Origin of the sequence: Haladaptatus sp. AB643 (genome assembly GCF_024136975.1) — an archaeon.
Lineage (GTDB): Archaea > Halobacteriota > Halobacteria > Halobacteriales > Haladaptataceae > Haladaptatus.
Genome location: NZ_JAMYJW010000001.1, coordinates 913,032 through 935,361, shown reverse-complemented (window position 1 = coordinate 935,361; position 22,330 = coordinate 913,032). Strand labels below are relative to the sequence as shown.

Here is a 22,330-nt window from a genome sequence, read left to right as displayed (position 1 = left end):
ACACCTCATAACCATGCCACTAACACCCGAGACGATAACGAAACACGAACTCGCCGGTCTCCGCGTGCGAGTCGCCTCGGCGACGAACCCATCCCTCGAATCGATCGAGGGACGGGTCGTTTCCGAGACGATGAACACGCTTACGGTCGAGTCCGCGTCTCGGTCGTGGCAGGTACCAAAACAGGGCACGACGTTCGAATTCGAACTCACAGATGAAGCCGCCGCTTCCGTCAAGGAAGCGGGGACCGCGTCCAAACGGAGGTCGGAAACTGCTGGAGTCCGCTCCGGTCAGTCTGGTCTTTTCTCCGAGTCTTGCTCGGAGACACGTCGGAACACTTCCGACGGTGGCGAGGGCGTGGCTTACGTTACGGTGGATGGCACGAATTTGCTCTCACGACCCGCATTGCGTACCGAAATTGGAGGAAATTCGAAATGGCGTTAGGATTGAATGTACCAGAACCGGAGGAGACCTGCTCCCACGATGACTGCCCGTTCCACGGAACGCTTTCCGTGCGCGGACAGATCATCGAGGGCGAAGTCGCCTCCACTGACATGGATAAAACCGTTGTCGTCGAGCGAGAGTACGACGTTGCAGTGCCGAAATACGATCGGCAGATGAAGCGTCGCTCCCGCGTTCCGGCCCACGCGCCGGAATGCATGTCGCTCGCAGTTGGCGACACGGTTCGTATCGCAGAGACCCGACCGCTCTCGAAGACGAAATCACACGTCGTCGTCGAGAACCTGACCGAGGAGGGTGACGAATAATGGAAGCACTGAAGGCTGACGTGACACAGGGCGTCGAGAAAGGCTCCCTGCTCAACTGTGCCGACAACACCGGCGCACGCGAGCTCAAGGTCATCAGCGTTTCCGGCTACCACGGCACGAAGAGCCGCCATCCCAAGGCAGGCATCGGTGACAAGATCACCGTGTCCGTCACGAAGGGGACGCCGGAGATGCGCCGTCAGGTGCTCGAAGCCGTCATCATCCGACAGCGAAAGTCCATCCGTCGTCCCGACGGCACGCGTGTCAAATTCGAAGACAACGCGGCCGTCGTCATCGACGACGTGGAAGAACCGCGAGGGACCGAGATCAAGGGTCCCATCGCGCAGGAAGTCGCAGAGCGGTTCGGAAGTATCGCAAGCACAGCTACGATGATAGTATGACTCGACAACCACGCAAACAGCGAAACCGGACCGAACGCGCACCGCTCCACGAGCGGCACGAACAGGTCAAAGCGCCGTTGTCCGACGACCTCCGAGAGGAGTTCGGCCAGCGTAGCGTCCGCGTCAACGCGGGCGACACGGTCGAAGTCATGCGCGGCGATTTCGCCGGCGAAGAAGGCGAAGTCGTGGACGTCGACCTGAAGTCGGCGACCATTCGCGTCGAGGACGTCGTCCTCGAAAAGGCCGACGGTGAGGATGTCGCGCGACCGCTCGAGGCGAGCAACGTCCGCGTGACAGACCTCGACCTGTCCGACGACCGCCGTGAGGCACGTCTGGAAGGTGATTCCGAATGAGCAACCATCAGAAACGACTCTCCGTTCCGAACTCTTGGCCGGTCGAGCGAAAGACCGCCACGTTCACCGTGAAGGCCGGCGCCGGCCCGCACGGTCGTGACGGTGTCCCGCTCCTCATCATCCTGCGGGACGTGCTGGGCTACACTGCTTCGAAGAAGGAAGCCCGCTACGCGCTCAACCAAGATTCCGTACTCGTGAACGGACAATCAGTGAGTGACGAACAGCGACCCATCGGCATGTTCGATATCCTCGCGTTCCCAGAACGCGACGAGTACTACCGCGTCTTCCCCGACGAGGGTGGTCGCCTCGCGCTGACCCCCATCGACGAGGATGCGGCGAACGGCCGACTGGCGAAAATCGAGGACAAGACGAACGTCCCCGGTGGCGAAACGCAACTCAATCTCCACGACGGCAGCAACCTCCGTGTCGAGTCCGATTCGGACTACAACACGAAGGACTCCATCGTCGTCGGGACGGAGGACAAGGAAATCCTTGCCCACTTCCCGTACGAGGAAGGTAGTCTCGTTACCGCCGTTCGCGGGCAGCACGCCGGCGAGATCGGCGAAGTCACCGACATCACGGTGACGCCCGGCAGCGGTTCGAACACCGTCGCCGTTTCCGGCGACGAGAACGAGTTCGAGACCGTCGAGGAGTACCTCGTCGTCATCGACGAGAACTTCACGGGAGGGGATGACGAATGAGCGAAGCCGAATTCCACGAGATGCGAGAGCCGAAAGTGGAGAAAGTCGTCGTCCACATGGGCGTCGGTGAAGGTGGTCGCGAACTCGCCAACGCCGAGGAGATCCTCGAAAACGTGACGGACCAACAGAGCGTCCGCACGTTGGCGAAGTCCACTCTGCCGGATTTCGGTATCCGTCAGGGCGACCCGATCGGTGCGAAGGTGACGCTCCGTGGCGAGGAAGCACACGACTTCCTCGAAACGGCGCTCCCGCTCGTGAGCCTCTCGTCGAAGCAGTTCGACGAGACCGGGAACTTCAGCTTCGGTATCAACGAGCACACCGAGTTCCCGAGCCAGGAGTACGACCCGAACGTCGGAATCTACGGGCTTGACGTGACCGTCAACCTCGTTCGGCCGGGATACCGCGTCGCAAAGCGCGACAAGGTCACCCGCCAGATTCCGTCGAACCACCGACTGACGGCCGAGGACGCGCTAGCGTTCCTCCAGGCCAGCTTCGACGTTGAGGTGGATGAATGAGCGAAAGTGAAAACGATGCGACCGGCGAGCATTCGACCAAGCGCACTGGCCAAATGGAAACGTGCCAACGATGTGGTCGAAAGCAAGGTCTGGTCGGCAAGTACGACATCAATCTGTGTCGACAGTGCTTCCGTGAGATCGCACGCGACATGGGATTCAGGAAGTACCGATAACAATGGCAGGAAACGACCCCCTTAGCAACGCACTCTCCGGCGTGGACAACGCCGAAGGTGTCGGTCATCTGTCCCACACGGTACAGCCCGCTTCGAACGAGATCGGCAGCGTGCTCGAGGTCTTCTACGACCACGGGTACATCGACGGCTTCGACTTCGTCGATGACGGTAAAGCCGGTCGGTTCGAGGTCGAACTAAAAGGCGCTATCAACGAATGTGGCGCGGTCAAGCCCCGCTATTCGGTGGGCAAGGACGACTTCGAGAAGTGGGAGAAACGGTTCCTCCCCGCCCGTGACTACGGGGCACTCGTCGTCACGACCAGCCACGGCGTCATGAGCCACTACGAAGCCCGTGAGGAGGGCATCGGTGGCCAGGTCATCGCATACGTCTACTAACAATGCCACGAGTAGAAATCGAAATTCCGGACGAGGTGTCCGCCGACGTAGACCACCTCGACGTGACCATCGAAGGGCCGGAGGGATCCGTCACGCGACGGCTCTGGTACCCGAACATCAGTGTCACGGTCGAAGACGACGCAGTGGTCATCGAGAGCGACGTCACCGACGCGAAAACGAACGCGACGGTGGGAACGTTCGAGAGCCACGTGCGAAACATGGTCCACGGCGTGAGCGAGGAGTGGGAGTACAAGATGGAAGTCTTCTACTCTCACTTCCCGATGCAGGTCCGTTCCGAGGGCGACGAAGTCGTCATCGAGAACTTCCTCGGAGAGAAAGCGCCACGACGAACGAACGTCCACGGGGACACCGTCGTCGAGGTCAGCGACGAGGAACTGAGCCTGCGCGGCCCAAGTATCGAAGACGTCGGTCAGACCGCCGCAGACATCGAACAACTCACCCGCGTGTCGGGTAAAGACACGCGCGTGTTCCAGGACGGCGTCTACATTACCGAGAAGCCGTCCACGGGAGGTGCCTGATAGATGGCAGACGAACCAGAACAGATCGAAGACATCAGCGGTGTTGGCGAGAGCAAGGCCGAATCGCTCCGTGAGGAAGGCTTCGAGTCCGTCGAGGACATCAAAGCCGCCGAGCAATCGGACCTCGCGGAAGTCGACGGAATCGGCAACGCACTCGCTGCCCGTATCAAGGCGGACGTCGGAAGCCTCGAAGTCGAAGAGGAGACCGAAGCCGAGATCGAAGAAGAGGAATCGGAGGCCGAGGAGGAAGAACCGGCCGAAGACGTCGAAACCGAACTGCAACCCCGCGGGCTGACCGAGAAGACGCCCGACCTCGAAGACGAGGAGGCACGACTGCTCAAGCAGCGAGAGCGTGTCGGGACCCCGCAGTTCAATCGACAGGACTACCACAAGAAAAAGCGCACGCCCTCGTCGTGGCGCAAGCCGCGCGGAAACCTCAGCAAGCAGCGCCGGGGAATCAAGGGCAAAGGCGACATGGTCGAGGCGGGCTACCGCACGCCGAAAGCGGTTCGGGGCAAGCACCCGAGCGGCTTCGACGAGGTTCGCGTTCACAACGTCGATGATCTCGACGGCGTGGACGGCGACACCGAAGCGGTTCGCATCGCCTCGAAAGTCGGCGCTCGCAAACGCGAGCGTATCGAGGAAGTCGCCGAGGACGACGGCATTCGCGTGCTCAACCCAACCTACGTCGAAGTGGAGGTAGACAATGAGTGACTTGAGTGCACAGAAGAAACTCGCATCGGACGTCCTCGACGTCGGTAAGAACCGCGTTTGGTTCGACCCCGACGCACAGGGTGCCATCGCTGACGCGATTACCCGAGAGGACATCCGCGAACTGGTCGACGACGGGTCGATCCAGTCGAAGGATGCAAAGAGCAACTCCCGCGGCCGTGCCCGTGAGCGCAACGCGAAACGCGCTTACGGACATCGAACCGGACCCGGAACCCGCAAAGGGAAGAAGGGCGGCCGTAAGAACTCGAAAGAGGAATGGACGAACCAAATCCGCGCACAGCGACGCAAGCTCCGCGAACTCCGTGCTGACGGCGAAATCACGCAGACGCAGTACCGCGCTCTGTACGACAAGGCCAAAGGCGGGGAGTTCCGTAGCGTGCAATACCTGCTGAACTACATAGAGAACAACTACTAACAATGGCAACTGGACCACGATACAAGGTGCCGATGCGCCGCCGCCGTGAGGTCCGGACTGACTACCATCAAAGGTTGCGCCTGCTGAAATCGGGTAAGCCACGTCTGGTCGCTCGGAAGAGCAACCAGCATGTCAGGGCACAGCTGGTCACGATGGGTCCCGACGGCGACAACACAGTTGCGAGTGCTTACTCCGGCGATCTGGCGGAGTACGGCTGGGAGGCCCCGACGGGCAACATCCCCAGCGCGTACCTCACTGGATATCTGCTCGGCAAACGCGCACTCGACACTGATTACGATGAGGCAGTGCTCGACATCGGTCTCAACACGGCGACGCCCGGCAGTAAGGCGTTCGCAGTACAGGAAGGTGCAATCGACGCTGGTCTCGACATCCCCCACAACGAAAGCGTGATGGCTGACTGGTCGCGTAACCGCGGCGAGCACATCGCCGAGTACGCTGAACAGCTGGACGACCCGCTGTACAGCGGGGATTTCGACGCCACAGAACTACCCGAGCACTTCGACGAAGTGCTCTCGAAGCTCCAGGAGGACGAATAATATGAGTAACAGAAACGGCTGGCAACCCCAGACTCGTCTCGGCCGAAAGGTCGCCGATGGCGACATCGAGACGATGGAGGAGGCGCTGAACTCCGGCCTTCCGCTCAAGGAGCCGGAGCTCGTCGATCAGCTCCTTCCCGGTCTCGAAGACGAAGTGCTGGACATCAACATGGTCCAGCGCATGACCGACTCCGGTCGGCGGGTGAAGTTCCGCTGCGTCTGTGCTATCGGCAACCGCGACGGCTTCGTCGGCTACGCGGAAGGTCGAGACGATCAGGTCGGTGGTGCCATCCAGAAGGCTATCGAGATTGCAAAGCTGAACATCATCGACGTTCCCCGCGGCGCAGGGTCGTGGGAAGACCGAAGCGACCGACCGCACTCGCTCACCCACCGAACGAAGGGGAAGGCGGGCAGTGTCGAGGTCGAACTCATCCCGGCACCGGCCGGATTGGGTCTCGCAGCGACCGACACCGTTCGCAAAATCCTCGAACTCGCGGGAGTCGAGAACGCCTGGACGAAGAGCCACGGCAACACGCGAACGACGCTCAACCTCGCCAAGGCGACGTACAACGCGCTGGAGAACGCCTCCCAAGCGCGTGGGCCGCGCGCCCGTCCCGACGAGGAACCGGAGGTGGCTGACTGATGGAAGCAGTCGTCCAAGTTCGCGGTGAGGTCAACATGAACCAGGACATTCGTGACACCCTGTCGATGCTCAACATCCACAAGGTCAATCACTGCGCGCTGGTTCCGGAATCGGAGACCTACCGCGGCATGATCACGAAGGTCAACGACTTCGTCGCCCACGGGGAACCCGACCAGGAGGTCTTGGAGACGGTTCTCGCCAAGCGAGCACAGCCGCTCGAAGGCAGCGACGAGGTCGACGACGAGTGGATCGCAGAGAACACCGACTACGACGACGTTGCCGACCTCACGAGCGCGCTCCTCGACGACGAGACGACGCTCCGTGAGCAGGGCCTGACGCCCGTCCTCCGCCTTCACCCACCGCGTGGTGGACACGAGGGTATCAAGCACCCGACGAAGGAAGGAGGCCAGCTCGGCAAACACACGACAGAGGAAATCAGCACGCTCCTCAAGGCGATGCGATAACCATGACGAGCAAGAAACGACGCCAGCGTGGCTCGCGGACGCACGGGGGCGGAACCCACAAGAACCGCCGCGGTGCCGGACACCGTGGTGGTCGCGGACGCGCCGGTCGCGCAAAACACGAGTTCCACAACTACGAACCGCTCGGAAAGCACGGGTTCTCCCGACCCGAAGACTCGAAGGAAACGGTGCTCACCGTTTCCGTGCAGAAACTCGACGAAGACGCCGCGCTGTACGCGGCCGAGGGAGTCGCCGAGGAGACCGACGACGGCTACCAGCTCGACGCACGCGATGTCGTCGACGACGGCTGGGACGCTGACGCCGTCAAGGTGCTCGGCAGCGGTCAGGTTCGCAACAGCCTCGACATCACTGCGGACGCCTTCTCGGCATCCGCGGTCGAACTCATCGAGGAAGCGGACGGCGACGCCGTCCTGAGCGACCGGGCCCAGGAAGAGGAGTTCGGCGAAAGCGAAGACGAAGACGACGCGGAATAACTCCGTTCGTTGACCGTTTTTTGATGCAGTTCCCTGTCGAGTAGCAACGCTGATCGAGACATAATTGCGTTTTTCTGAGTTGAGAATGAAGTGTGGCTTCGAGCTTAAAACTTTGTGGCCGTTTCTTGGATTACCCTAAACCGCCCGAGACCGTATTCTGTGGCCCCCTCGCTACATTATACTATCTATTTTTGTCTGTGATGCGAGTCGAAGGAGATACATGTAGGGAGGTGCGAATTGATGTTGAACATGGGTTGGAAAGAGACTGCTGAACCAGTCCTCACACGAATGCCCGCCGTCCAGCGCCCGGAGGGACACATACCCTTCAAGCGCAAGCTGATGTGGACGGGGGGAGTGTTACTGCTGTACTTCTTCCTGACAAACGTCTACCTATACGGGGCGAACCAAGGTGCCGATATCTTCGGTAACTTCCGTTCGATACTCGGCGGTGGACGAGGAACTGTCCTGCACCTCGGTATCGGACCGATCGTCACCGCGAGCATCGTCCTCCAGTTGCTCGGCGGTGCGGACCTGTTGGGACTGGACACTGACGACCCACGCGACCAAGTGCTCTATCAGGGCCTACAAAAGCTGCTGGTCGTCGTGATGGTCTGTCTCGAAGGGCTGCCGATGGTGTTCATCGGCGGGTTCCTGCCGGTGAACGACCAGGTCGCTGCCAGCCTCGGCATCGGCGACTTCGGCGTCCAGTGGCTCATCTTCGCCCAGATCTTCATCGGCGCGATCCTCATCCTGTTCATGGACGAGATCGTCAGCAAGTGGGGTGTCGGGAGCGGTATCGGGCTGTTCATCGTCGCCAACGTCAGCCAGAGCCTCGTCGGCGGTCTCATCTCGCCGAAGGGCCTCGGTACCTACACCGGCCTCATCCCGCAGTGGATCGACATCATCACCGGGAACGCGGAGAACATCTCGCTGCTCACGGCGGGAGGTATCCAGTACCTCCTGTTCGGCGGTGGGCAAATCATCGCGCTCACCACGACGATACTCATCTTCATCGTCGTCGTGTACGCGGAGAGCGTGCGCGTCGAGATACCGTTGAGCCACGCACGAGTGAAGGGTGCGCGCGGTCGCTTCCCCGTGAAGCTCATCTACGCGAGCGTCCTGCCGATGATCCTCGTCCGCGCCCTGCAGGCGAACATCCAGTTCCTCGGGCGCATCCTGAACCAGCAATTCCACGGGAACATGCCCGCGTGGCTCGGTGTCTACGGTAGTAGCGGATACCCTACCGGCGGGATATTCTACTACCTCGCACCCATCCAGAGTCCGAATCAGTGGATGTGGTGGGCCAACTCCCTCCCCCAAGCATGGTGGCAGGTCCTGGTCCGCGTCGGTCTTGACCTCGGGTTCATGGTCGTCGGCGGTGCCATCTTCGCGGTCTTCTGGGTGGAGACGGCGGACATGGGTCCCGAATCGACCGCGAAACAGATCCAGAACTCCGGGATGCAGATTCCCGGTTTCCGTCAGAACACGGGCGTCATCGAGAAGGTGATGGAGCGGTACATCCCGCAGGTCACCGTCCTCGGCGGCGCGCTGGTCGGCCTGCTGGCCGTCCTGGCGAACATGCTCGGTACCATCGGTGGCACCTCCGGTACCTCGCTGCTGCTCGCGGTGTCCATCACGTACAAGTTGTACGAGGAGATCGCTGAAGAGCAGCTAATGGAGATGCATCCGATGATGCGCGAGATGTTCGGCGGATAAGGTCGTCACAGACTTCCGATTTTCACTGCGGTTCCGTTTTTTCACCACCAGTTTGGCAAAGCGTATCAGCCGAACCCGGGGAAACTTCTTGAATAATGCCGGTGATGCACGGACCATGGACTCGGCGTTCGTGTTTCGTTCCCGTCTCCGTTCCGCGATGGCGACGTACGTTTCGGCACACGAGACGCCGTTCGAGGTTCCCGACGAATCTCGTGCGGACGGTGACAGCGCAAGCGTTCTCGTTCCGTCGTCCCGCCGTGACGCCGTCGTACTCGAAGCGGTACCGTCCGATGTGGACCCGCACTCGGAGACGTGATCGAGCGAGGGATACGGAACGCCCGTGAGAACGGAACCCGCGTCTTTGCGACGGTCAACGAGAACGACGCGTTCCTCTTTCGTCGTCCGAACTCCGAGAGCGCATCCCCGACGACCGACGTCTCGGAGTTCACCCGGCGAGGGTACAACTTGCGAACCCGGTCGATGGCCGAATTCTGCGGGGAACTCCTTCGGGACGCGGTGGCGCTACAGGAGGGCACGGAATCGCCGATTCGGTTCGGCGATTTCTTCGTCGGTCGGCTTCGAAGCTTTCACGCCACCCTCGTGCCGCGATACGAGTCGCTCATCGCCGACGCGTTCGAGGAGGACGACGGCTTTCACGACTCGATGGCGACGTGGGCGGACGAAAACGGCTATCCCCTCGATTCGGATTTCGACCGAGCGGTTCGGATCGCCGCCCAACAGTACGGCTGTTTACTGGTGGCACGCATCGTGTTCGATGGACGCCTTCGAGATGTCGACCATGAATCGAACGAAGCGGGAGCGGAATCTGCAACCGAGGCGTGGAAGGATTCGAGCGACGGGTTTTGGAGCAAGATACCGAACGACGGTGGGACGCTGGAACGATTGGAAGGGTTCGCGAGGAGCGTCGAGCGCGAACCGTTGGACGACATCGAAACCGACGTTCTCGGGCGTGTGTACCAGAAGCTCATCCCGGCCGAGGAACGGGCGGAACTCGGCCAGTTCTACACGCCGGACGAAATCGGGCGACTGCTCGCCCGCTGGGCGGTTCGGTCACCGAGCGACAGGGTACTCGACCCGGCGAGCGGGTCCGGGTCGCTTCTCGTGGAGGCCTATAGGCGACTGGATACGTTGGGGTCAGGGGACCGTTCGCATCGGGATCTGCTTCGGCAACTCACGGCCGTGGACATCGACGAGTTCCCGCTTCTGCTGACCGAGGTGAACCTGGCGGCGCGAAACAGCCACGAACAGGCGGACGAACGCTTCGTTCATCACCGTGACTTCTTCGACCTCGACCCGGAAGCCGTCGGAACGTTCGACGCGACGGTTGCGAATCCACCCTACGTTCGACAGGAGTCCATCGCCACGGATCGGGAGCATTTCCGCGAGCATCTCGAAGCGCTGGATTCGGGGGAAGCGCTCGACGGACGGAGCGATCTGTACTGTTACTTTCTGACGCACGTCACGGGCTTTCTTCGGGAGGGCGCACGGGTGGCGTGGATCGTGCCGACGAAGTGGATGACCGCGGATTACGGTCCGTCGCTGCAGCGATTCCTCTACGACCACTACAAGGTCGAAGCGGTGGTCGGGTTTCGAAACCGCCTGTTCGAGGATGCGCTCGTGGACACGGTGTTGTTGCTATTGGAACGGACCGACGACGCGACGGCACGACGGAACACGCGGACGAACTTCGTCCGTCTCAACGAGCGGATGGACCCGGACGACGTCATCGACGTGATCGACCGTGACGCGACGGGTTCCGGGAACCTTCGAATCAGAAGCGAACGGAGCCATCGGACCATTACCGTCGCTCAGTCGCATTTGATGGCACGTCTCGGCGGGAAATTGCATCACTACGTCACGGCTCCGGCACTCTACACCGTGGTTCTCGAACACCCCGAGACGGTTTCGCTGTCCGAGATTGCCACCGTCACGCGGGGGAAGAAAACCGGAGCGAACCCCGTCTTCATCCTCGATACGGACGGAGACTGGGTCCGCCGAATCGAAGACGGATTCCTCCGCCCGGCGATAAAGAGCGTGAAGGAAGTCGATGGGTACGAGCACTCGGTGGACGACGCGGAGAAGTGGATGCTGGACGTTGCCAAATACGCGGAGACGGTGCTCTCCTCGTCCGAATCCGCCGATGGGGACTGCGACGATGTCGCCACGGTCTCCAACGAAACTCGCGTCATCTCGGCGCTCGAATGGGATGGCCACGACGGCGTGGCCGCCTATCTTCGATGGGCCGACGATCACCCATCGAGCACGAACGACTCCGTGCGGATCAACGACCCGTGGTTCGCGATGGGTGGATTGGACGACAAAACGGCACCCATCGTCTGCCCGCAGGCGATGGACACGCGTCGGTTCTTCTTCCGAACTGATGGGGAAGTCGTTGCCAGCAACCGGTTCCTGCTCGTCCACCCTCGACAGGGGGACGTGACGCTCCTGCTCGGGTTGTTGAACGCCAGCCTCTCGAAAATCGTGATCGAGAGCCACGGGAGGGTGACGGGTGGGGGAGCGATCAACCTCTCCAGTTCCGACCTTCGAACCCTTCGGGTCGTCGACCCGGAAGCGTTGACGGACGAGCAGAAAGCGACGGTTCGGGAGGGGTTCGAGCGATTAGCCGCTGGCGACGACAGTGGACAAACCGCCATCGACGATGTGATCATCGACGTGCTCGACCTCGACGTGAGTGCCGAGCGAATACGCACGATCGCACGGACGATGAAATCGGCCCGCCGAACGAAAGGCTGTGAGGTCGAATCGGCGGTTCGGACGTTGGACGCGTTGGAGGACGACATCGAGATCGAGTTCGACGATTGAACGCTTCGGTACCGCGGACTCCATTCGATGTCCTTCGTGCTGATTTATACGCCCTCCCGTCGTTTCTCCGGCATGAATCGGGAACGCGGATTCCTACTGTTTCTCATCGCCGTGTTCGGCCTCCTCTCAATTCTGCTCGTCAAACCGTTTCTCCAGTACGTGTTGGCCGCAATCCTGTTGGGATACGTCCTGTTCCCCGTTCAACGCCGGTTGAAACACCGCGTCGGCACTCGGGTATCCGCACTCTCGCTCCTCGTCCTCACCACGCTCGTCGTCCTCGTTCCCGTCACGGCGCTCCTGGCAATCGCCGCCCGGCAGGCGCTCACGCTCCTCCGAGTGATCGCTCGTGGCGACCAGCAGGTCGCCGAACTCATCGCGTTGGTCGAACGATACACCGGCATCACCATCCACGGTCGAACGTTACAGGAACTCCTGCCAGCGGGAAGTTCCTCACGTCTGGTGGACAACGCGCTCGGTATCTTCGGCGGCGTCTCGAACGCCCTCATCGGTCTCACCGTGATGGTGTTCGTGCTCTACTACCTGCTCACCGGCGGGGAGGAGTTCGTCGCCTGGATTCGCCGGTGTACGCCCCTCCACGACGACGTACAGGACGAACTGTACTCCGAGATGGACCGGGTGATGTGGGGCGTGTTGGTCGGCAACGTCCTCGTCGCAATCGTACAGGGCATCCTGACCGGCATCGGATTCGTCATCGCGGGAGTCCCGGGCGTGGTGTTCTGGACGGTCGTGACGACGCTGCTCTCCCTGCTTCCGCTCGTCGGAGCCTCCGTCGTCTGGCTCCCGGCGTCCGCCTACCTCCTCCTCGTAAATCGGCCGGTTGCGGCAGGGTTCCTGTTCCTCTACGGCACCTTCGTCATCAGCCTCTCGGACAACTACCTTCGACCGATAGTCAGCGGGCGGGAGGCGAAGCTGAATCCGGGCATCCTCGTGGTCGGCATCTTCGGCGGCGTCTACGTGTTCGGCTTCATGGGGCTGTTCTTCGGCCCCATCGTCCTCGGGATGCTCCGCATACTGCTCACGGTGTTCGCCCGCGAGTACGCCGACGTGTGAATGTTCGACGAAACTACTCCACGGAGTTGTTCGACCGCGTGTTTCCGTCGGACGACGACGAAACGGCGATTCTCCGTCGATTTCCGGTTCCTCGGTTTCCGACGAGGCGATTTCGGTCGCTCGAAATGAGGAGGATTCCGGCGTCTCGGCTGTTCACGAGCCGATTGTCGAGAATGGCGTTGCGGTCGCTCGACCGCAACCGGATGCCGACGGAGTTCTCACGGGCGACGTTCGATTCGATCGTGTTGTTCCGGGCACCGTCGGCGAGGTAGATGCCGTAGAATCGGTTCGAAACGCGGTTGTTGCGGATTCGGTTGTCGCTCGCCGCGGAGAGCCACAGTCCAGCGATGTGGTTTCCGGTCGCCACGCTCCCACGGACCGTGTTTCGGTTGGCACCAAGCAGGGCGACGCCGAACTCGTTTCCGCGCGCGACGGTGCCAACGACGGTGTTTCGAGTGGCTTCCACGAGTTGGATGCCGACCAAGGCGTTGTCGTTCACCGTGGTGTTTCGGAGGGTGTTGTTCGAACTGCTGCCGACGAGGAAGACGCCAGCCACGGCGTTCGAGCGGGCGACGTTGTCCACGACCTCGCTATCCCGAAACGAAACGAGGGACAGTCCGACGCGGTTGCGGGCGGTGGTCGTTTCGGCCACCCTCGCGTTCCGGGTTCCGACGAACCGGATTCCATCGTCCCAGTCGGTCGCCCCAACGTTCCGGACCGTGACGTTCGATCCGCCGGTCACGAGGACGCCGGAGGTACCGAACGCACGGACGCCGTCGACTCGGTGCCCGCGTCCGTCGAGCGTCACGTCGTTCGCCGTGATTCGAAGGCACGTACCGACCGTCACGTTTCGGATATCGCCGGTGAGCGTGTAGCGTCCCGGCGACGAAATCGTCGTACAGCTATCGATCCCCGTGCCGTCAGCGGCGTTTTCCTGCCCCGCAGCGGGGCGGACTCCAGCACCTGCGGTGAGGGAGACGACGACCAGCGAAACGATGAGTAGCGTCGTGAGTAGCCTCGGAACGTCGCGGCGCATGTCAACACACTCGCCGTGCTCACGGTTCGTTATTTGCTCATCTCCCTCGTATAACCGTCCGTTGTCTTCGGGTTGCGGTGACAACCGGATTCGAAATCACGGCTGTAATCGCTGGAGAAGCGGAATCTCCTCGATCTTTTCCTCCGGAAGTACCTCCCAGTCGATACCGTCCGGTCGCTCGACCGTCGTCTCCGTCCGGACGACGCGCTCGGGCGTCACCACGACGTCCATCGGCACGTCGTGGGGTTCCGGCGCTGGCGCGTCGTCGACCAGTTGTACTTCGTGGACCGTCGTCGCTATCGTCGTATCGTCGTCCGCCGCCCCCAACGCGTGCAGGACGGCGAATTCGAGGTCGCTGTATCCCTCGCCCTTTCCGATCCGGGTTCCCGCCTCCGTCACCGCGACGCTCCCGGAGACGATGAAATCCACGTGGGGAACGTCGTCCGGTGCGACGGGTTCGGCGTAGCCGTCCATCTTCGACACCGTCGCCGCGGCGTCCGTGTCCTCGATTTCCGGCGGGTCGAGTTTCATGAACGGCTTTTCGTCCCGAAGGCGTGGTTGGGCCATGTAGACGACCTTCCCCTCCCGGAGCGCCCGCCGTCGAACCGGCAACTGTGGCGCGTCTGGATTCGCCTTGATGACCGACGCCTCCTGCCACTCCGGAAGTTCGGCGAGTCGGTCGGCCGCCTCCTTCGCGCCTGCGAAGTTCGGAATCCGACCGTGTGGAGGGAACGGAAACCGAGCGATTCCCTCGTCCTCCAACTGCGTCCAGATTCTGTCGCGGAGGTCGGCTTTGTCCATAGGGAGAGTGGTTCGTCACGACGACTTCAACGCAACGCTTGACTGGCCATGCGGGATCGACAGGCCCACAATAGTCGAATGGTTGTCACCTACTCGACTATCCTCGCAGATTCCAAGTGAAACCGTCTGAATCACGAAACCGTCTCGGCGAGTTCAAATCCCAGCCAGCGCACTTTTCACTGACGCAACTCCGTAAGCGACGCCGCTAGGTGGCGCTGACGACTCGTGTCAGTGAAACTGTCCACTGGGATTTGAGCAGACGAGTCGCACGCCCGCGCAGTCGAACGGACGTGAGATGAGCAGGACCGTCTCGGCGGGTTCAAATCCATCGCGTCCCAACATCGACCGTGATTCGACTGCGGGACGGCATCCACATCGAGACGGACCGGACCATCGTCGCGGACGCCCGCAGCGCCGTGGGTGACGTGAACGTCGTGAGCCACGCCCACGCCGACCACACGTTTCGGACGACGCCGGAGACGGTGCTCTGTTCGGCCGAAACCGCCGCGCTCGTTCGAGCGCGGACGGGCGCGGAGTTCGAGTACACCGACACCGTTCCGGGCATCGAACTCCTCCCGGCGGGACACGTCGTCGGGTCGCGGGCGACGCTCGTCGAGGGCGAGGACGACCGCCGGTATCTGTACACCGGGGACTTCTCGACTCGGGACAGACAGTACCTCGACGGGTTCGACCCGGTCCCCGCCGACGTGCTGGTGATGGAGACGACATACGGCGACCCGCAGTATCGCTTTCCGCCCCAGGAGGAGTTGGAGGGCGAAATCTGCGATTGGCTCGCCGACCACGACGAACCGCTGTTCCTGTTCGGCTACTCGCTCGGACGGGCGGGGAAACTCCAGCATCTCGCTCGGCGGGCGACGAACCGCCCCATCGTCGTCAGCGACGCGATTCGGAACGTGAACGAGGCCATCGAGGCGACGACGGACATCACCTTCGACGCGGGACCGTTCGAGGCGAACGGGCTCGCGGGCGACGAAATCGTCGTGCTCCCGTCCAACCGCTCCCGAACGGACTGGGTTCGGGACCTCGTTGAGCGGGTCGGCGGGTCGATGGTCGGCTTCTCCGGTTGGGCCGTCACGAGTTCCTATCGCTACCGCGGGGGCTACGACGTGACGTTTCCGCTCTCCGATCACTGCGATTTCGACGAACTCGTTTCGACCGTGGAAGCGGTGGACCCCGAAATCGTCTACACGCAACACGGATTCGCCGACGAGTTCGCGGGGCACCTCCAGAAGCTCGGATACGACGCTCGTCCGTTGATGCGCCACCAGCGGTCGCTTCTCGACTTCGGAAGCGAGTGACTACGACGGGTAGCGTTCGATTTCCGGGGGATGGGTCCCGCCTTTCGGTTCCTGTCGCGCACGATACTTATCGGCAGTATAGTCGTCACTGTCCGGCAGTATCGCCGTCACTGCCCGGCAGTATCGCTGTCACTGTCACTCGCTAGCTCGGCGGAAAGGACTACGTTCCGTTTTGCAGGTGGACGATAACAAAGCTCGTAGTTCGCGTCCCACCGTGTCGTGTTCAGCCTCCGTCGATTGATTGCCAGCGTGGTCGCCGTCGTTCTCGTCGTGAGTATTCTCTTCGTGGTGACGCTGGGCGTCTGGCCGCCCGCGTACACCGTCATCAGCGGGAGCATGTCGCCGCACGTCAACCGGACGGACGTGGTCGTGGTGATGGACAAACACCGCGTCACGCCGCCGGACAGTCGGGATGGCGTCGTTTCGGCACAGAGCGGGAAGGAGGACGGTTTCGAGACGCTCGGTGGTCCCGGCAACGTCCTCGTCTACCATCCGTACGGAAACGACTCGGCGATTCCCGTCCTCCATCGAGCGCGGTTCTGGGTCACGAAGGGCGAAAACTGGTACGACAAAGCGAATGCATCGTACGTCGCGGGTGCGGATAGCTGTGCCCAACTTCGGAACTGTCCGGCACCGCATTCGGGATTCATCACCAAAGGGGACGCGAACGGGTATTACGACCAAGCGGTCGGCATCTCCTCGCCGGTTCGTCCCGACTGGATCATCGGCGTTGCTATCGTTCGCGTCCCGAAAATCGGGGAACTGTCACCGGCGCTCTCTCATTCCTCGAAGAACAGCGTGACGTTCACGGGGTCCCGTTCTTCACGAACTGGCTCGGGGATGGAACGGAACGGTACGGCGCTCTCACTCCTCGCGGAGGAGCGCCACACTCAACAGCTTGCCGCCCCCGCATACGGTCGATTCGCGGGTTAGCGCGTAGAGGATTCCGTCGCGGTCGGTTTCTACTTCTTGTCGAACCTCGTACGTCGCCGGGTCGTACAGGGTCCCGATGCGCTCTCCTGCCTCGACTTCGTCGCCGATTTCGTGGTTCGACTCCACGACGAACAATCCGGAATCGTCGGCATCGACGCGACCGAGATGATTTCGGGCAAGTATTTTCTCCCCGTTCTCCAGCGGCGATGCGGGGAGCATTCCGAGCTGTCGGCAGACGTTCGTGAGTCCGGTAAGCCCGGTTTCGACCGCGTTTTCGACGACTTCCTTGTTGTGTGCGAGCTCCGGCGTGATGGACGGGATTCCTTCGCGCGTGGCCGCGACGCGGAACTTGCCGCCGAAGTTGCGCTCGGACCACTCCACGTCGGCGTCGTCGCCCGCCTCTTCAGAGAGCAGGAGGTTGGTGCCGAAGGCTTCCGCCAACGCCCGTGACTCCTCGTCGCCTTCCATGAAGACGACGTGGGTCATCATGTTCGGGCTGCCGGTGTGGAGGTCCACGATGGCGTCCGCCTCGCTGGCGTACTCCCAGAGCGTCGCCGCCATGCGCTCGTGAATCGTGCCGTCGGGGTCGCCGGGCCAGACCCGGTTCATGTTCGGGTTGATGCTGTCCAACTGCTCGGGCGTGGTGTACGACACCCGGTCGAACGTGAGCGGGTCGGCGACCGGTACCGCCACGATTCGGCCCGCGAGGGTCTCCGTCTCGATCTCCTCGTGGAACCGTCGGAGCACTTCGCTTCCGTTGATTTCGCGGCCGTGCTGGGCCGCCTGCACGTAGAGGGTCGGGCCGTCTTCGGCACCTTCGTAAGTGTGTATCGTCGTTTCGAGTTCGACGCCCGACGGCAGTCGGGCGAGCGGGATTCGCTCCGCGCTGTGTCCTCCCATTGAATGCAGTACTGCGGGAGAGACACCTTGAACGTAGCGAAGTTCGTTTTCCGGTACCGTGGTTCGTATTCACACGGGAGAACTATAGTATAAATATATTCACCATCTAGTGAAAGTGATAAGGAAGATGTGACGAACGCCATCTTTTAGCCCGGAGACGATGTCGATTCGCCTGATCAATGTACTCGCGGGAACACTTCGCCATCGGTGCCGTGGTTTCGGCGCTTCTCCTCGTTCCGCTTTCGGGTCGATTCGGTACGCCACTGCTCGCCGCCCTGTTCGTCTACGGGGTGCTGTTGAGCGTCTTCATCGATCTGGATCACTTCGTTCTCACGCGTTTCGAAACGGGCAGTTGGCGGCATCTCCGTGCATGTCTGGCGAACCCTCGGGACGCGTTCGGTGATCAGGATTGGGTGTTCGAGGACGTGGACAATGCGGAACTGGAACACCTGCGTATCCTCTCACACGTCGCCATCGGCGGCGTTCTCGTCGGCGTGTTGATCGTCCTCTGGCCGCCTGTCGCCGTCTTCACCGCCATCGTACTGTACTTTCACGTGCTGGCTGACCTGCTCCGGGACAACGGCGTTGCGTGAACCGAAATTCCGACCGTCGGATTCCGCAGAAAGGACTCTCGTCTAATAATATTTCCTTCCGTTGGCAACAAATCTTTTGAGTGATCCCGATGTCGAAATCGATGGAATGACATCCATTTACCAACGGCTGGAAGACGGCCTTCAGGAGAAGGGTGAGATAATGGTCAAGCTCGGGGATGGGGAGGAGCTCGAACTCCACACTCACAATGTCGAGTTCGAGGAGGAGCCGTTCATCCGCATCGACGCCGACGACCAGGTCCACTGGGTGGATGCCTCCCAAATCTCCCATTATTGGATTCACGAAGAGCTCTAAAGCGAAGGTACCATCGGAACTATTTTCGCGCCAGGGATGGACTCCCAGAAACATCCTTATAAATAGAATACGGAAACAGTATTATACCTCCAACTATATTGGGGAATACGAAATAATGGTGCCGATAACAAACGACCACGGCAGAGCTTTACTCGGTGGGGAGCGAGGTGAGGAAGATGGACCGTAGTTCGACCGAGTCGGACGCGGCGAGTGGGGGCGTCGAGGACGGTTCCGTCGAGACCGAACTCTCGCGCGACATGAGCCTGTTCGATATCACGTTCATCGGTGTCGGCGCGATGATCGGGGCGGGCGTCTTCGCCCTGACCGGATTCGCGGCGGGTATCGCCGGTCCGGCGCTCACCGTCGCGTTCATCCTCAACGGGTTCGTGGCGATGTTCACCGCCATCTCCTACGCGGAACTCGGCGCGGCGTTCCCGGAGGCCGGTGGGGGCTACCTCTGGGTAAAGGAGGCGCTCGTGGACCCCAACGGGTTCTACGCCGGATGGATGAGTTGGTTCGCACACGCCGTCGCGTGTGCCCTGTACGCCGTCACCTTCGGGACGTTCTTCGTCGAGTTCGTCATCTACGGAACCGGCCTCACGCACGACTTCGCGTTGTTCGGCTTTGTGACGCCCATCGTGGCCGAGAAGGGGATGGCCGTGCTGGTCGTCCTCCTCTTCGCCTACATCAACTTCCGCGGCGCGGAGGAGACCGGCACTGCCGGGATTATCGTCACCGGTCTCAAACTGATAATCCTCGGCGTCTTCGTCGTCTTTGGCATCAAAGCGACGCTGACCACGCCCGATTGGACCGCGAAGTTCGTCAGTAATCCGTCGTTCGCACCGAACGGCTTCGTCGGCATCCTCGGCGCGATGGGGTTCACCTACATCGCCTTCGAGGGGTACGAGATCATCGTTCAGTCGGGAGAGGAAGTCGTCAGCCCTGGGAAAAACATCCCGAAAGCAATCTTCTACTCGATGATCATCGTCGTCCCCATCTACGTCCTCGTCTCGTTCGCCGCCATCGGCGGTATCGACGTGACCCAGCACCTGCTCAACATCGCAGGCATAAGCGGGTCGCCCGCGAACGTCCCGACGTGGAATCTCCTCGGCGACCTCGGAGAACTCGGTATCATCCAAGCGGCGGGGTCGTTCGTCCCGTACGGTATCCCGCTCCTGTTGATCGCAGGATTGGCGGCGACGCTCTCGGCGCTCAACGCGACCATCTTCTCGTCCAGTCGAGTGTCGTTCGCGATGGGTCGTGATCGAGTGCTTCCGGCGATGTTCGACAACATCCACCCGGAAAAGCGCACGCCGCACATCGCACTCGCGCTTTCTTCGGTCCTTATCATCGCCATGGCCGTCACGCTCCCCATCGAGAGCGTCGCGGCCTCGGCCGACCTCATGTTCATCCTGCTGTTCGTGCAGGTGAACTGGACGGTCATTCGGATGCGCCAGACGCATCCCGACTTGCCCCGGACGTACAGGATTCCATACATGCCGTGGCCGCCGCTCATCGGCCTCGTCCTCCAGTTCCTCCTGACGCCGTTCCTCCTGCTCGAACTGGGACTCGAACCCGGAATCGGAGCGAATTCGGAGGGGTTCGTCGCGCTCGTCACGACCGTCATCTGGATGGGGCTTGGTCTCGCCATCTACTACGGCTACTCCCGCAACAAGGAAGTCGAGAAGTTGGAGAAGGAGACGCCGACCATCGTCACCGAACGCGTCCCGTCGGAGACCGACAACCAGATCGTCGTCCCCATCGCCAACCCCGAGAGCGTACCGCAATTGATGCGTACCGCGATCAGCATCGCGCGTGATCGGAACGCCGAGATTCTCGTCATGAGCATCGTCACGGTACCACAGCAGACGCCGATCGAGGAAGGTCGGAAGTTCGTGGACCCCAAGCGTGCGGTGTTGCGGGAGGCGATGGAAGTCGCCAAGGACAGCGACGTTCCCGTCAGCGGGACGATCCGGATCGGCCACGACATCTCGAAGGCCATCCTCAACACCGTCGAACAGTACGACAGCGACACCGTGCTGATGGGGTGGAAGGGCCAGCGCACGAGCGCCCGACGCGATATCGTCCTCGGAAGCAACGTGGACGAAGTCGTCCAAAATGCCCCTTGTGACGTGTTGGTCGAACGAATCGGACCGGATGAAAAGCGGGTCGAATCCATCCTCGTCCCGACCGCCGGTGGCCCACACGCCGAACTCGCCGTCGAGGTGGCCGAACACGTCGCACGTTCGAACGACGCGACCGTCGAAGTCGTACACGTCGTCCGTCCGGACGCGAGCGAGAGCGAGCGGTCGGACGCGGAGGAGATTCTCGAAGACGCGAAGGCGTCGTTCGACGAGGGGACGACCGTCACGACCGAACTGCTCACCGGCAACGACGTCGTCGACACCATCGTCGAACGAACCGGCCAGCACGACCTGACCATCATCGGCGCGACGCGGGAAGGACTGCTCCAACAGTTCGTCTTCGGCGCGCTGCCGGAGCAGGTCGGTTGGCGCTCGAAGAGCACCATCATCATGGCGAAGCGCCACCTCGGTATCACCTCTTGGCTCTCGCGTTTGCTGCGCTGACGCCCCCCTTTCGGTTTTACGGCGTCCCGACGACCTGTTCGAAGAACCGCTCGGTGAGCACCTCGCTCACGAGTTCCACGAGTGCATCGTCGCGGTCGTCGAGCGCGCCGAACAGGCCGAGCGGAATCGCGCCGCCCGCCATCGCTCGATGACCGCCGACGCTTCCGATATCGCCGAACGCCTCGGTCATGAGGTTGCCCGCATGAACGCGGGGGTTTCGCGTCCGTGCGCTCAGGTGGATCATCTCGTCGATGATGCCGAAAACGAGCGTGGTGGAAACCCCCTCAAGGTTGAGTAAGTAGTCCGCCGCCTGGGGGAGCGTATCCCGTTCGGTCGTCCGTCCGGCGTGTGAGACGAGATGCGACCCTTTGACGACGCGATTCTGAATCGCATCGGCGATGGAGTCGAGGGTTTCGTGGGTGAACAACGAATCCGAGAGGCGGCGGAGCAGGTCCACGTCCGCGTGCGGATGGAGATACCGGGCGTTCGTGTACTCCGCTTCCGTGGCATCGCGCGTGAATTCGAGCGTCTCGCGTCGAATGCCGAACAACAGCGCGGTCGCCAGTCGGGCGTCGAGTTCCATATCGAGTTCGACCAGGTACTCGGTCAGGATTGACGCCGTCGCGCCGATTTCCTCCCGGTGGTCCACGTGGACCCCCTCGACCGACTCGTTCGGATGGTGGTCGATGACGATGTCGGGGACGTAGCCGTCGGGCACGCGGTTGTTCTGACCGGGGACGGCGTGATCGACGAACCCCATGAGATCCGTCGAATCGAGACACTCCTCGGAGAAGGGGCACAGGTCCACGTCCAACAGGTTGACCATCGCCCGATTTTGCTGGTGCGTTATCTTCCCGCTGTAGTACAGGTCCACGTCGGCGACGCTCGCCGACTCCGCGATTGCGGCCAGTGCGAGCGCGCTGCTGATGCTATCCGGGTCGGGATTGTTGTGACACACGACGGACAAGGATTCGGCACCGTCAAGTACGGAAAGCAGCGAATCGCACCGATCTGTGGGTTTGCGGAGGCTCGTATCGAGGGACATTCGTTGAGACCGTCCGGCCGGATGAGGCCG

28 protein-coding genes are annotated in these 22,330 nt (G+C 61.6%); 24 read left to right on the top strand and 4 right to left on the bottom strand.

Annotation, left to right across the window (positions count from 1 at the left end; genetic code table 11):
• The first annotated feature begins 13 nt into the window (after positions 1-13).
• The 19 genes from NKF25_RS04860 (at position 14) to NKF25_RS04770 (ending at position 12,772) form a co-directional block, all read left to right on the top strand.
• Positions 14-442, top strand: a complete 429-nt coding sequence (locus tag NKF25_RS04860) for a ribonuclease P protein component 1 (RefSeq protein ID WP_066141870.1) — start codon at positions 14-16, stop codon at positions 440-442.
• Positions 433-765 carry a 30S ribosomal protein S17 gene (locus NKF25_RS04855; RefSeq protein ID WP_253225562.1) on the top strand — a complete coding sequence of 111 codons (333 nt, stop codon included), beginning with the start codon at positions 433-435 and terminating at the stop codon, positions 763-765. Before NKF25_RS04860 ends, NKF25_RS04855 begins: the two co-directional genes overlap by 10 nt.
• Entirely contained in the window at positions 765-1,163 is a 399-nt protein-coding gene (locus NKF25_RS04850) for a 50S ribosomal protein L14 (protein ID WP_049969849.1), read from the top strand. Before NKF25_RS04855 ends, NKF25_RS04850 begins: the two co-directional genes overlap by 1 nt.
• The gene (gene rplX, locus NKF25_RS04845; RefSeq protein WP_253225561.1) at positions 1,160-1,516 is read left to right on the top strand and encodes a 50S ribosomal protein L24; all 357 of its coding nucleotides are present in this window, start codon (positions 1,160-1,162) and stop codon (positions 1,514-1,516) included. The genes NKF25_RS04850 and rplX overlap by 4 nt, the downstream gene beginning before the upstream one ends.
• Positions 1,513-2,217, top strand: coding sequence for a 30S ribosomal protein S4e (locus tag NKF25_RS04840; RefSeq protein ID WP_253225560.1), 705 nt, complete (start codon positions 1,513-1,515; stop codon positions 2,215-2,217). The genes rplX and NKF25_RS04840 overlap by 4 nt, the downstream gene beginning before the upstream one ends.
• Positions 2,214-2,732, top strand: a complete 519-nt coding sequence (locus NKF25_RS04835) for a 50S ribosomal protein L5 (protein ID WP_253225559.1) — start codon at positions 2,214-2,216, stop codon at positions 2,730-2,732. Before NKF25_RS04840 ends, NKF25_RS04835 begins: the two co-directional genes overlap by 4 nt.
• Positions 2,729-2,905, top strand: coding sequence for a 30S ribosomal protein S14 (locus tag NKF25_RS04830; RefSeq protein WP_066141855.1), 177 nt, complete (start codon positions 2,729-2,731; stop codon positions 2,903-2,905). The genes NKF25_RS04835 and NKF25_RS04830 overlap by 4 nt, the downstream gene beginning before the upstream one ends.
• 2 nt (positions 2,906-2,907) lie before the next feature.
• Positions 2,908-3,300, top strand: coding sequence for a 30S ribosomal protein S8 (locus NKF25_RS04825; protein ID WP_066141852.1), 393 nt, complete (start codon positions 2,908-2,910; stop codon positions 3,298-3,300).
• Between the two features lie 2 nt (positions 3,301-3,302).
• Positions 3,303-3,839, top strand: a complete 537-nt coding sequence (locus tag NKF25_RS04820; RefSeq protein WP_066141849.1) for a 50S ribosomal protein L6 — start codon at positions 3,303-3,305, stop codon at positions 3,837-3,839.
• 3 nt (positions 3,840-3,842) lie between these two features.
• Positions 3,843-4,553, top strand: coding sequence for a 50S ribosomal protein L32e (locus NKF25_RS04815; protein WP_253225558.1), 711 nt, complete (start codon positions 3,843-3,845; stop codon positions 4,551-4,553).
• Positions 4,546-4,986, top strand: coding sequence for a 50S ribosomal protein L19e (locus tag NKF25_RS04810; protein WP_253225557.1), 441 nt, complete (start codon positions 4,546-4,548; stop codon positions 4,984-4,986). The genes NKF25_RS04815 and NKF25_RS04810 overlap by 8 nt, the downstream gene beginning before the upstream one ends.
• A 2-nt stretch (positions 4,987-4,988) precedes the next feature.
• Positions 4,989-5,543, top strand: a complete 555-nt coding sequence (locus NKF25_RS04805) for a 50S ribosomal protein L18 (protein ID WP_253225556.1) — start codon at positions 4,989-4,991, stop codon at positions 5,541-5,543.
• A gap of 1 nt (position 5,544) precedes the next feature.
• Complete coding sequence (locus NKF25_RS04800; protein ID WP_066141837.1) at positions 5,545-6,186, top strand: 30S ribosomal protein S5; 642 nt, start codon at positions 5,545-5,547, stop codon at positions 6,184-6,186.
• Entirely contained in the window at positions 6,186-6,650 is a 465-nt protein-coding gene (gene rpmD, locus NKF25_RS04795; RefSeq protein ID WP_066141834.1) for a 50S ribosomal protein L30, read from the top strand. The genes NKF25_RS04800 and rpmD overlap by 1 nt, the downstream gene beginning before the upstream one ends.
• A gap of 2 nt (positions 6,651-6,652) precedes the next feature.
• The gene (locus NKF25_RS04790) at positions 6,653-7,141 is read left to right on the top strand and encodes an uL15m family ribosomal protein (protein WP_066141831.1); all 489 of its coding nucleotides are present in this window, start codon (positions 6,653-6,655) and stop codon (positions 7,139-7,141) included.
• A gap of 249 nt (positions 7,142-7,390) precedes the next feature.
• Entirely contained in the window at positions 7,391-8,857 is a 1,467-nt protein-coding gene (secY, locus tag NKF25_RS04785; RefSeq protein WP_253225555.1) for a preprotein translocase subunit SecY, read from the top strand.
• A gap of 115 nt (positions 8,858-8,972) precedes the next feature.
• Entirely contained in the window at positions 8,973-9,173 is a 201-nt protein-coding gene (locus NKF25_RS04780) for a hypothetical protein (protein ID WP_253225554.1), read from the top strand.
• Complete coding sequence (locus tag NKF25_RS04775) at positions 9,170-11,701, top strand: N-6 DNA methylase (protein ID WP_253225553.1); 2,532 nt, start codon at positions 9,170-9,172, stop codon at positions 11,699-11,701. Before NKF25_RS04780 ends, NKF25_RS04775 begins: the two co-directional genes overlap by 4 nt.
• A gap of 72 nt (positions 11,702-11,773) precedes the next feature.
• Positions 11,774-12,772: an AI-2E family transporter gene (locus NKF25_RS04770; RefSeq protein ID WP_253225552.1), complete on the top strand. Its 999-nt coding sequence runs from the start codon at positions 11,774-11,776 to the stop codon at positions 12,770-12,772.
• A gap of 13 nt (positions 12,773-12,785) precedes the next feature.
• On the opposite strand, the gene NKF25_RS04765 is transcribed toward NKF25_RS04770, so the two are convergent.
• Positions 12,786-13,808, bottom strand: coding sequence for a NosD domain-containing protein (locus NKF25_RS04765; RefSeq protein WP_253225551.1), 1,023 nt, complete (start codon positions 13,806-13,808; stop codon positions 12,786-12,788).
• Between the two features lie 96 nt (positions 13,809-13,904).
• On the bottom strand, positions 13,905-14,609 hold the full coding sequence (locus NKF25_RS04760; RefSeq protein ID WP_253225550.1) for a 5-formyltetrahydrofolate cyclo-ligase: 705 nt from the start codon (positions 14,607-14,609) through the stop codon (positions 13,905-13,907).
• 347 nt (positions 14,610-14,956) lie between these two features.
• Here NKF25_RS04760 and NKF25_RS04755 point away from each other — a divergent pair, with 347 nt between their 5' ends.
• Positions 14,957-15,928 (top strand): mRNA 3'-end processing factor, encoded by a 972-nt coding sequence (locus tag NKF25_RS04755; protein ID WP_253225549.1) that lies wholly within the window; start codon positions 14,957-14,959, stop codon positions 15,926-15,928.
• Between the two features lie 249 nt (positions 15,929-16,177).
• Positions 16,178-16,861, top strand: coding sequence for a S26 family signal peptidase (locus tag NKF25_RS04750; RefSeq protein WP_253225548.1), 684 nt, complete (start codon positions 16,178-16,180; stop codon positions 16,859-16,861).
• On the opposite strand, the gene NKF25_RS04745 is transcribed toward NKF25_RS04750, so the two are convergent.
• Positions 16,793-17,761 (bottom strand): succinylglutamate desuccinylase/aspartoacylase family protein, encoded by a 969-nt coding sequence (locus NKF25_RS04745; RefSeq protein WP_253225547.1) that lies wholly within the window; start codon positions 17,759-17,761, stop codon positions 16,793-16,795. The genes NKF25_RS04750 and NKF25_RS04745 overlap by 69 nt on opposite strands.
• A 179-nt stretch (positions 17,762-17,940) precedes the next feature.
• On the opposite strand from NKF25_RS04745, the gene NKF25_RS04740 reads away from it, so the two are divergent.
• The 3 genes from NKF25_RS04740 to NKF25_RS04730 all read left to right on the top strand — a co-directional run bounded on the left by NKF25_RS04740 (position 17,941) and on the right by NKF25_RS04730 (position 21,255).
• Positions 17,941-18,354: a hypothetical protein gene (locus NKF25_RS04740; RefSeq protein WP_253225546.1), complete on the top strand. Its 414-nt coding sequence runs from the start codon at positions 17,941-17,943 to the stop codon at positions 18,352-18,354.
• 106 nt (positions 18,355-18,460) lie between these two features.
• Positions 18,461-18,667, top strand: a complete 207-nt coding sequence (locus NKF25_RS04735) for a hypothetical protein (protein WP_066141815.1) — start codon at positions 18,461-18,463, stop codon at positions 18,665-18,667.
• Positions 18,668-18,843: 176 nt separating this feature from the next.
• Positions 18,844-21,255 carry an amino acid permease gene (locus NKF25_RS04730; protein ID WP_253225545.1) on the top strand — a complete coding sequence of 804 codons (2,412 nt, stop codon included), beginning with the start codon at positions 18,844-18,846 and terminating at the stop codon, positions 21,253-21,255.
• A 16-nt stretch (positions 21,256-21,271) separates the two neighbouring features.
• Here NKF25_RS04730 and NKF25_RS04725 read toward each other — a convergent pair whose 3' ends face one another.
• Positions 21,272-22,300 carry a bifunctional oligoribonuclease/PAP phosphatase NrnA gene (locus NKF25_RS04725; protein WP_253225544.1) on the bottom strand — a complete coding sequence of 343 codons (1,029 nt, stop codon included), beginning with the start codon at positions 22,298-22,300 and terminating at the stop codon, positions 21,272-21,274.
• Between the last annotated feature and the right edge of the window lie 30 nt (positions 22,301-22,330).